The sequence below is a fragment of the Sinorhizobium sp. FG01 genome, from assembly GCF_002531875.1.
Classification (GTDB): Bacteria; Pseudomonadota; Alphaproteobacteria; order Rhizobiales; family Rhizobiaceae; genus Sinorhizobium; species Sinorhizobium fredii_C.
The window spans coordinates 1-1,453 of sequence record NZ_NWTB01000058.1; the positions used below are offsets into that span (position 1 = coordinate 1).

General features: G+C 64.9%; 1 protein-coding gene and 2 pseudogenes. All 3 read right to left on the minus strand.

The features are described from left to right. A pseudogene (locus CO656_RS29475) lies at positions 1 to 334 on the minus strand (NAD(P)(+) transhydrogenase (Re/Si-specific) subunit alpha); the annotation flags it as partial. Positions 335 to 367: 33 nt separating this feature from the next. Further along, positions 368 to 1,303, minus strand: a complete 936-nt coding sequence (locus CO656_RS29480) for an FAD-binding protein (RefSeq protein WP_097528135.1) — start codon at positions 1,301 to 1,303, stop codon at positions 368 to 370. A 25-nt stretch (positions 1,304 to 1,328) separates the two neighbouring features. Then, positions 1,329 to 1,453 (minus strand): annotated as a pseudogene (locus tag CO656_RS29485) (electron transfer flavoprotein subunit beta/FixA family protein); the annotation flags it as partial.

The window sequence follows — 1,453 nt, forward strand, 5'->3', positions numbered from 1 at the left end:
GCCCGGCCTCAGCCATCGCGGCGATCGCCGCGTCGTTGCCGTAGGGATCCATGATGGCGATGACGATCGCCCCGGACCTGTAGCCGGCAATTTCCTCGGCCGTCGGCCGGCGCACCTTGAGGATGACGTCGGCGCTCGCCGCATCCGCCGCCCCGCCGATCCGGGCCCCGGCCTTCTCGTATTCCTGATCCGGGACGCGCGACAGCAAACCGGCACCGGCCTCGACGACCACGTCGAAGCCGAGCGACGTCAGCTTCTTGACGCTGTCGACCGAACCGGCGACGCGGCCCTCCGCGGGGTCACGCTCTTTCGCAACAAATAGTGACGGCACGATAATTTCCTTTGACCGGCTGCTACAGATGGCGGGCTACAGAGCCCCTTCCAGTTCCGGCAGGACGTCGAAGAGATCGGCGACGAGGCCGTAGTCGGCGACCTGGAAGATCGGTGCCTCCTCGTCCTTGTTGATGGCGACGATCACCTTCGAATCCTTCATGCCGGCGAGGTGCTGGATGGCACCGGAGATGCCGCAGGCGATGTAGAGGTCGGGCGCGACCACCTTGCCGGTCTGGCCGACCTGCCAGTCGTTCGGGGCATAGCCGGCATCGACGGCGGCGCGCGATGCACCGACGGCGGCGCCAAGCTTGTCGGCAACCGGCAGGATCACCTCCTGGAACTTTTCCGAGGAACCGAGCGCGCGGCCGCCGGAGATGATGATCTTCGCCGAGGTCAGCTCCGGCCGGTCGGAAGAGGAGAGTGCGTCCGATACAAACCTCGACAGATGAGAGAAAGAGGCTGCCGTCAGGACCTGTTCGACGGCAGCCGAGGTGCTGCCTTGTGAGGCAGACGGGAAGGCGGTGGTTCTGACGGTGATGACCCGCTTGGGCTCGCTCATCTGTACCGTCTGGATGGCATTGCCGGCATAGATCGGCCGCTTGAAGGTATAGGCGGAGACGACCTCGATGATTTCCGAGACCTGCGAGACATCGAGGAGGGCGGCGACGCGCGGCAGGACGTTCTTGCCGACCGAGGTGGCTGCGGCGATGATGGTGTCGTAAGAACCGGCGAGCGAGACGATCAAGGCGGCGAGCGGCTCGGCAAGATTGTTGGCAAGGCTTGCGTCGTCGGCTACGAGCACCTTGGCGACGCCGGCAAGCTTGGTGGCCTGTTCGGCAACGCCCTTGACGCCCGCGCCGGCCACGAGAACGTGGACGTCGCCGCCGATCTTGGAGGCCGCCGTCAGCGCCTTGGCCGTCTGGTCGGAAAGGTGGGTGGTGTCGTGGTCAGCCAGAAGCAGAATGGCCATGATGAAAGTCTCCCTTTCCTTAAACTTAAAGCACGCCGGCTTCGGACTTGAGCTTGTCGACGAGCTCGGCGATCGACTTCACCTTGATGCCGGCCTTGCGGCCGGACGGCTCTTCGGTCTTCAAGACCTTCAGCCGCGGTGCGGTGTCGA

Coding starts and splice junctions, on each gene's coding strand:
- CO656_RS29480 (WP_097528135.1), bottom strand. CDS start 1,303: ATGGCCATTCTGCTTCTGGCTGACCACGACACCACCCACCTTTCCGAC.